This window comes from Tepidiphilus sp. HLB4 (assembly GCF_054823945.1).
In genome coordinates, this window is the sequence record NZ_JSYB01000053.1 from 41004 (window position 1) to 47402 (window position 6399).

General features: G+C 66.0%; 5 protein-coding genes. All 5 read right to left on the reverse strand.

Going from position 1 to position 6399, the window contains the following annotated elements; all coding sequences use genetic code 11:
* Positions 1–59: 59 nt before the first annotated feature.
* Genes truB through rimP form a run of 5 tightly spaced genes read right to left on the reverse strand, consistent with a single transcriptional unit; the run spans position 60 to position 6220 of the window.
* On the reverse strand, positions 60–1022 hold the full coding sequence (gene truB / locus OA56_RS08785) for a tRNA pseudouridine(55) synthase TruB (RefSeq protein ID WP_055423568.1): 963 nt from the start codon (positions 1020–1022) through the stop codon (positions 60–62).
* Complete coding sequence (gene rbfA / locus OA56_RS08790; RefSeq protein ID WP_055423567.1) at positions 994–1386, reverse strand: 30S ribosome-binding factor RbfA; 393 nt, start codon at positions 1384–1386, stop codon at positions 994–996. The genes truB and rbfA overlap by 29 nt, the downstream gene beginning before the upstream one ends.
* Positions 1383–4283, reverse strand: a complete 2901-nt coding sequence (gene infB, locus OA56_RS08795) for a translation initiation factor IF-2 (protein WP_055423566.1) — start codon at positions 4281–4283, stop codon at positions 1383–1385. Before infB ends, rbfA begins: the two co-directional genes overlap by 4 nt.
* Before the next feature lie 12 nt (positions 4284–4295).
* Positions 4296–5768: a transcription termination factor NusA gene (gene nusA, locus OA56_RS08800; protein WP_141056004.1), complete on the reverse strand. Its 1473-nt coding sequence runs from the start codon at positions 5766–5768 to the stop codon at positions 4296–4298.
* Positions 5765–6220 (reverse strand): ribosome maturation factor RimP, encoded by a 456-nt coding sequence (rimP, locus tag OA56_RS08805; protein ID WP_055423564.1) that lies wholly within the window; start codon positions 6218–6220, stop codon positions 5765–5767. Before rimP ends, nusA begins: the two co-directional genes overlap by 4 nt.
* Between the last annotated feature and the right edge of the window lie 179 nt (positions 6221–6399).

The following is a 6399-nucleotide window of genomic DNA, read 5'->3' on the forward strand; positions in this document are numbered from 1 at the left end:
TGGTTCTCTCTCGTGAATCTGAACGCAAAAAAATGGAACAGGCCGCGATCCGGAAGGGATCACTCGGCCGGGATGACCGGAACACGCGACGAAGGCGGCGTTATATTAGCAATGACGCGCTTCGGGGACAAGCCCCGCGTCGGCTCGTATTCGCCCAATCCGATGAAAAGCGGCTTGTCCTCGTCATTGCTGCCATAGACGCGCACCATCCCGGAGGAAAGGGAGTCGCCGAGCGCGGCCCGGCCGATGCGCTGACCGGCAAGGAACGCCTGGGTGCGCGCCACATCCAGTGTAACGCAAGGCAGATCGCGCACCAGGGCATCGGGCGGCAAGAGCCATTCCCGCCCGCTTTCCCCCGCTTCCTCCCATTCGGTGAGCGTCCTCGCCTCCTCGAGCGAAAACGGGCCGATCGCCAGGCGCCGCAGCCGGTCGATGTGCGCGGGCACCCCCAGCGCCGCGCCGAGGTCTTCGGCGAGGGTGCGAATGTAGGTTCCTTTGCCGACGCGGGCGTAGAGGGTGGCCGCGGCGAGTGCCTCGTCCCACTCGATGAGGCGCAGTTCGTGGATCGTCACCGGCCGGGCCGCCCGCTCGATCACTACCCCCTCGCGGGCGTAGCGGTACAAGGGCTTGCCTTCGTGCTTCAGGGCCGAGACCATGGGCGGGACCTGCTCGATGGTGCCGAGAAAACGCGGCAGCACCGCCTGCAGCGCCTCGGCGCCAAAAGAAACCGGCGCGCGCGCGATCACCTCGCCTTCGGCGTCTCCCGTACTGGTGGCCACGCCGAAGCGCACGCGCGTGAGATAGACTTTGTCGGCTTCCAGCCAGCGTTGGGCGAACTTGGTCGCCTCGCCAAAGGCGAGCAGCATGAGACCGGTCGCCATGGGATCGAGCGTACCGGTATGCCCCGCCTTCGCTGCCCCCAAGGCACGGCGCACCCGCTGCAGCGCGGCGTTCGCGGTGATGCCCTCGGGCTTATCGAGCAGCGCTACGCCGTCAAGCGCCACGGTCTTCGCCCTCGTCATCCCTTCCCGGTTCCTTGGCTACCGCCTCGTCGATCAGATGCGCCAGGCGCACGCCGCGCTCGATCGATTCGTCGTAGACGAAGGTGAGCTGCGGGATGGTGTGGATGCGCAGACGACGGCCGAGCTCGCGGCGCAGGAATCCCGCCGCGTGCTGCAACCCCTCGAGGAGCTCCGGGATGGTGGCCGGATCGGCGAGCGTGGAGACGTACACCTTGGCATGCGCGAAATCCGGACTCACCTCCACGGCGGTGATGGTGACGAAGCCCACGCGTGGATCCTTCACGTGCCGCGCGATCAGCTCGGCGAGCTCCTCGCGGATGCCCTCGGCCACCCGCGGCAGGCGCGTGCGGTTTCCTCCCTTCATGCCAGCTCCCGCGCCACTTCGCGCACTTCGAACACCTCGATCTGGTCGCCCACCTGGATGTCGTTGTAGCCTTTGACCGACAGGCCGCACTCGTAGCCGGCCTTGACCTCGCGCACGTCTTCCTTGAAGCGCTTGAGCGAATCGAGCTCGCCTTCGTGGATGACCACGTGGTCGCGCAGCACGCGCACCCTGGCGCCACGCCGGATCGTGCCCTCGAGCACGTAGCAGCCGGCCACGGTGCCGACCTTGGGCACACGGAAGACCTGGCGCACTTCGGCCAGACCGATGATCTCTTCCTTGCGCTCGGGCGAGAGCATGCCGCTCAGGGCCGCCTTGATCTCGTCGACCGCATCGTAGATGATGTTGTAGTAACGGATGTCCACGCCGTAGCTCTCGGCGAGCTTACGCGCGCTGGCGTCGCTGCGCACGTTGAAGCCGATGATGATGGCGTTGGAAGCGCGTGCGAGGTTCACGTCGCTCTCGCTGATTCCGCCCACGGCACCGTGGATCACCTGCACCTTGACCTCGTCGGTGGAGAGTTTTTCCAGCGACTGCTTGAGCGCTTCGAGCGAACCCTGCACGTCGGCCTTGATGATGATGGGCAGCGTCTTCACCTCGCCCTCGCTCATCTGCTCGAAGAGATTCTCCAGCTTGAGCGCCTGCTGCTTGGCAAGCTTCACCTCGCGGAACTTGCCCTGGCGATAGAGGGCGATCTCGCGCGCCTTGCGCTCGTCGGGCAGCACGACGAACTCTTCGCCCGCCTGCGGCACGTCTTCCAGCCCAAGGATCTCAACGGGCATCGACGGACCGGCCGAGTCGACCGGCTTGCCGGTTTCGTCGAGCATGGCCCGCACCCGGCCCCAGGTGGAGCCGACGAGCACGACGTCGCCCTTGCGCAGCGTGCCGCTCTGCACCAGGACGGACGCCACCGGACCGCGGCCTTTGTCCAGGCGCGCCTCCAGCACGATGCCTTTCGCCGGCCCTTCGACCGGCGCCTTGAGCTCCAGCACCTCGGCCTGCAGCAGGATGCCTTCGAGCAGCTCGTCGATCCCCTGCCCCATCTTGGCCGAGACGTTGTAGAACATGGTGTCGCCGCCGTATTCCTCGGGGATCACCCCTTCGGCCACCAGTTCCTGCCGCACCCGTTCCGGGTTGGCGTCGGGCTTGTCGATCTTGTTGACGGCCACGATGATGGGCACACCGGCGGCGCGCGCGTGATGGATCGCCTCGCGCGTCTGCGGCATCACCCCGTCGTCGGCCGCCACCACCAGCACCACGATGTCGGTGGCTTGCGCACCCCGTGCCCGCATGGCCGTGAAGGCCTCGTGGCCCGGCGTGTCGAGGAAGGTGATGGTGCCGCGCGGCGTTTCCACGTGATACGCCCCGATGTGCTGCGTGATGCCGCCCGCTTCGCCCGCCGCCACCTTGGTGCGGCGGATGTAGTCGAGCAGCGACGTTTTCCCGTGGTCGACGTGGCCCATGACGGTGACCACCGGCGGACGCGGTTTTTCTTCGTAGTGCTGCGTGCCGACTTCCTCAAGGAAGGCATCGGGCTCGTCCAGGCGGGCAGGCACGGCCTTGTGCCCCATCTCTTCGACCACGATCATGGCCGTTTCCTGGTCGATGACCTGGTTGATGGTGGCCATGATGCCCATCTTCATCATGGTTTTGATGAGATCGGTAGCCTTGACCGCCATCTTGTGCGCCAATTCGGCCACGGTGATGGTCTCGGGCACATGCACCTCGCGCACGACCGGCTCGGTCGGCGCCTGGAATTGCTGCGCGTGCGACTCGGTACCGCGGGCGGCACGCCTTCCGGCCTTGCCTCCCTTGCCGCCGCCTTTCCAGCCGGCGCTGCCGTCGTCGAGTGCCCGCACCTTGAGCCCGCCGCGCTTGCTGGGCGCGCGTTCATCGGCCTTCTTCTCGACCTTTTTCTCTTTGTCTTTCGCCTTGTGCAGGGTCGGACGTTCCTCGGTAGCCGGTTTGGTCACCGCGGGAGCGGGTGCGGCCGCTGCGGCAGCCGCCTCGGCAGCTTCTCTGGCCTTCGCCGCTTCTTCTTGCAGCTGCGCCTGGGCACGCGCCTGGCGGGCGAGCTCACGCTCGCGCTTGGCACGCAGGTCGGCCTCCTGGCGGGCGCGCAGTTCGGCCTGGCGCTTCGCTTCGGCTTCCCGGCGCGCGAGCTCTTCAGGCGACAAAATGGAGGCCGCCGGGGTCGCGGTCCGCGTGAGCTTCGTCTTGGGCGCCGAAGGAGCCAGCTGAGGCCCGGCGGCGCGGGACTCGGCGACGGCCGGCGCTTGCGCTGCGACTTCGGCCGGCGCCGCCACGGCAGACGCCTCGGTCGCGACTGGCTCGGCAACCTCTGCGGGAGTTTCCTCCGCCGAAGGCTTTTCTTCGGCGACGGATGCAGCGGCCTCGCTGGGAAGGGGTTGCGCTTCGACGGAGATCGGCGCGGTCTCGGCCTGGGGGGCGGTCTCGGCTCGCACGGCAGGAGCGGCCTCTTCGGCGACAGGAGTCGTGGCACGCGCCGCCGTTTCCACCGCCTGCGCCGCCTTCAGCGCCGCCTCGACCTTGGCCTGCTCTTCCTTCGCCTTGGCCAGCACTTCATCGCGATTGACGAGCACCCGCTTCTTGCGCACCTCGACCTGCACCGTGCGCGCCCGGCCTTGGGCGTCGGTGGCCTTCAGGGCGGTGGTTTCCTTGCGCGTAAGCGTGATCTTGCCGCCGGTGTTCTCGCCGTGCTGGCGCTTGAGAAAGGCGAGCAGCTGCGCCTTGTCCCTGGCCGTGACGGGATCCTCGGCACCATTCTTCTCCACTCCCGCCTGCCGAAACTGGTCGAGCAGGCGTTGCACGTCGAGCCTGAGCTCGTCGGCGAATTCCTTGACGTTTTTTGCTTCCATCCTACTACCCCCTTACTCGAACCAATGTGCGCGCGCCTTGGTGATCAGATCGGCGGCGCGCTCATGGTCGATGCCGGTCAATTCGGCGAGCTCGTCGGTCGCCAGTTCCGCCAGATCGTCGAGCCGAGTGATGCCCTGTCGGGCGAGCTTCACGGCCAGATCCTTGTCCATTCCCTCCAGCGCCAAGAGCGCCGGTTCCACTTTTTCGAGCGCTTCCTCGATGGCGATCGCCTCGCTGAGCAGCGCCGTGCGCGCGCGTTCGCGCAGCGCCTGCACCGTCTCCTCGTCCAGCCCCTCGATGGCCAGCATCTCGGAGAGCGGCACGTAGGCGATCTCCTCGAGCGAAGAGAAACCCTCGTCGATCAAGAGATCGGCCAGCTCCTCGTCCACGTCGAGTTTCTCCATGAAGAGCGCACGCAGAGCCTGGCGTTCTTCCTCCTGTTTCTGCTGCGACTCGGCCTGGCTCATCAGGTTGATGATCCAGCCGGTGAGCTCGGAGGCGAGCCGCACGTTCTGCCCGCCGCGGCCGATGGCGATCGCCAGATTGGCCTCGTCGACCACCACGTCCATGGCGTGCTTTTCTTCATCGACCACGATGGAGAGCACCTCGGCCGGCTGCAGCGCGGCGATCACGTACTGCGCCGGGTCGGGCGACCAGACGATGATGTCGATCTGCTCCTGGGCGATCTCGTTTCTGACCGCCATCACGCGCGAGCCACGCATGCCCACGCAGGTGCCCACCGGATCGAGCCGCGGATCCTTGGAATGCACGGCGATCTTGGAGCGCAGGCCGGGATCGCGGGCACAGCCCTTGATCTCGATGAGCCCCTCCTCGATCTCGGGGACTTCCAGCTCGAAGAGCTTGACGACCAGCTCGGGCGAGGTGCGCGAGAGGATCAGCTGGGGCCCACGGCCGCTGCGGTCGACCCGGATGACCACCGCCTTGATGCGGTCACCGACGCGCAGCGCCTCGCGCGGGATCATCTGCTCGCGCGGCAGGAGCGCTTCCAGCCGGCCGATCTCGACGATGGCGTTGCCGCGCTCCATGCGCTTGATGGTACCGGAGACGAGCGTTTCGTTGCGCGAGAGGAATTCTTCGAGGATCTGCTCGCGCTCGGCGTCGCGGATCTTCTGCAGCACGATCTGCTTGGCCGTCTGCGCCCCGATCCGCCCGAGATCCTGCACCGGAATCTCTTCTTCGAGGTAGTCCCCCACGCGGATGTCCGGATCGAGCTCGCGCGCGTCGATGAGCCCCATCTCGCGCTCGTCGTTGGTCACCTCGGCATCGGGCAGCACCAGCCAACGCCGCCAGGCGCGATAGGTGCCGGTGGAGCGGTCGATCTCCACGCGCACGTCGGCGTCTTCATGCAGATGCTTCTTGGTGGCAGAGGCGAGCGCCGCTTCCAGGGCGGCGAAGACCACGTCCTTGGAGACGTTCTTTTCATGGGCCAGCGCATCGACCAGCAACAGCAGTTCGCGACTCATTGCTTCTTACCTCCAAAGCCATCGAATTGAGGAACGAGGCGGGCCCGATCGATCTCCGCCAGCGCGAATTCATGCTCTCCCAGCTCGCTCGCCACGCGCACCCGATCCGCTTCGATGCCCAGCAGCTCCGCTTTCAGGTTCTTGCGCCCCTGCCAGGGTTCGCGCAGCTTGAGCTGGACCTGAGAACCGACGAAACGGGCGAAATCGCGCGGTTTCTTCAGCACCCGGTCGAGCCCCGGCGAGGAGACCTCCAGCCGGTCGTAGTCGATGTCCTCGACTTCGAAGACACGCTGCAGCTGATCGCTCACCGTGGCGCAGTCGTCGACGGTGACACCGCGTTCGATGTCGATGAACACGCGCAGGATGCGCGCCCGGGGCGAGACTTCGAAATCGACGAGCTCGAACCCCATGCCTGAGACCACCTGCTCGACCAAGGCTTCCAGATCCACCATGTTTCACCCGAGAAAAAAAAATGGGCCAGAAGAGCCCATTTCCGTTTGCTTACCAACCGGAAATCCGGACAACTTAGCAAGTCTGCCCGGACGAGATGACAGAATATATCACCATCGAGGGTGTTTTTACAAGATATTCGACCGTTTGCTGTAAGAGCAAAATAGTAATGTCCGCTCTG

Bases quoted from the DNA above. Each gene is read 5' to 3' on its own strand.
- rbfA (WP_055423567.1), bottom strand. From the start codon at position 1,386: ATGAAGGGAGGAAACCGCACGCGCCTGCCGCGGGTGGCCGAGGGCATC.
- rimP (WP_055423564.1), bottom strand. From the start codon at position 6,220: ATGGTGGATCTGGAAGCCTTGGTCGAGCAGGTGGTCTCAGGCATGGGG.
- nusA (WP_141056004.1), bottom strand. From the start codon at position 5,768: ATGAGTCGCGAACTGCTGTTGCTGGTCGATGCGCTGGCCCATGAAAAG.
- truB (WP_055423568.1), bottom strand. From the start codon at position 1,022: ATGACGAGGGCGAAGACCGTGGCGCTTGACGGCGTAGCGCTGCTCGAT.
- infB (WP_055423566.1), bottom strand. From the start codon at position 4,283: ATGGAAGCAAAAAACGTCAAGGAATTCGCCGACGAGCTCAGGCTCGAC.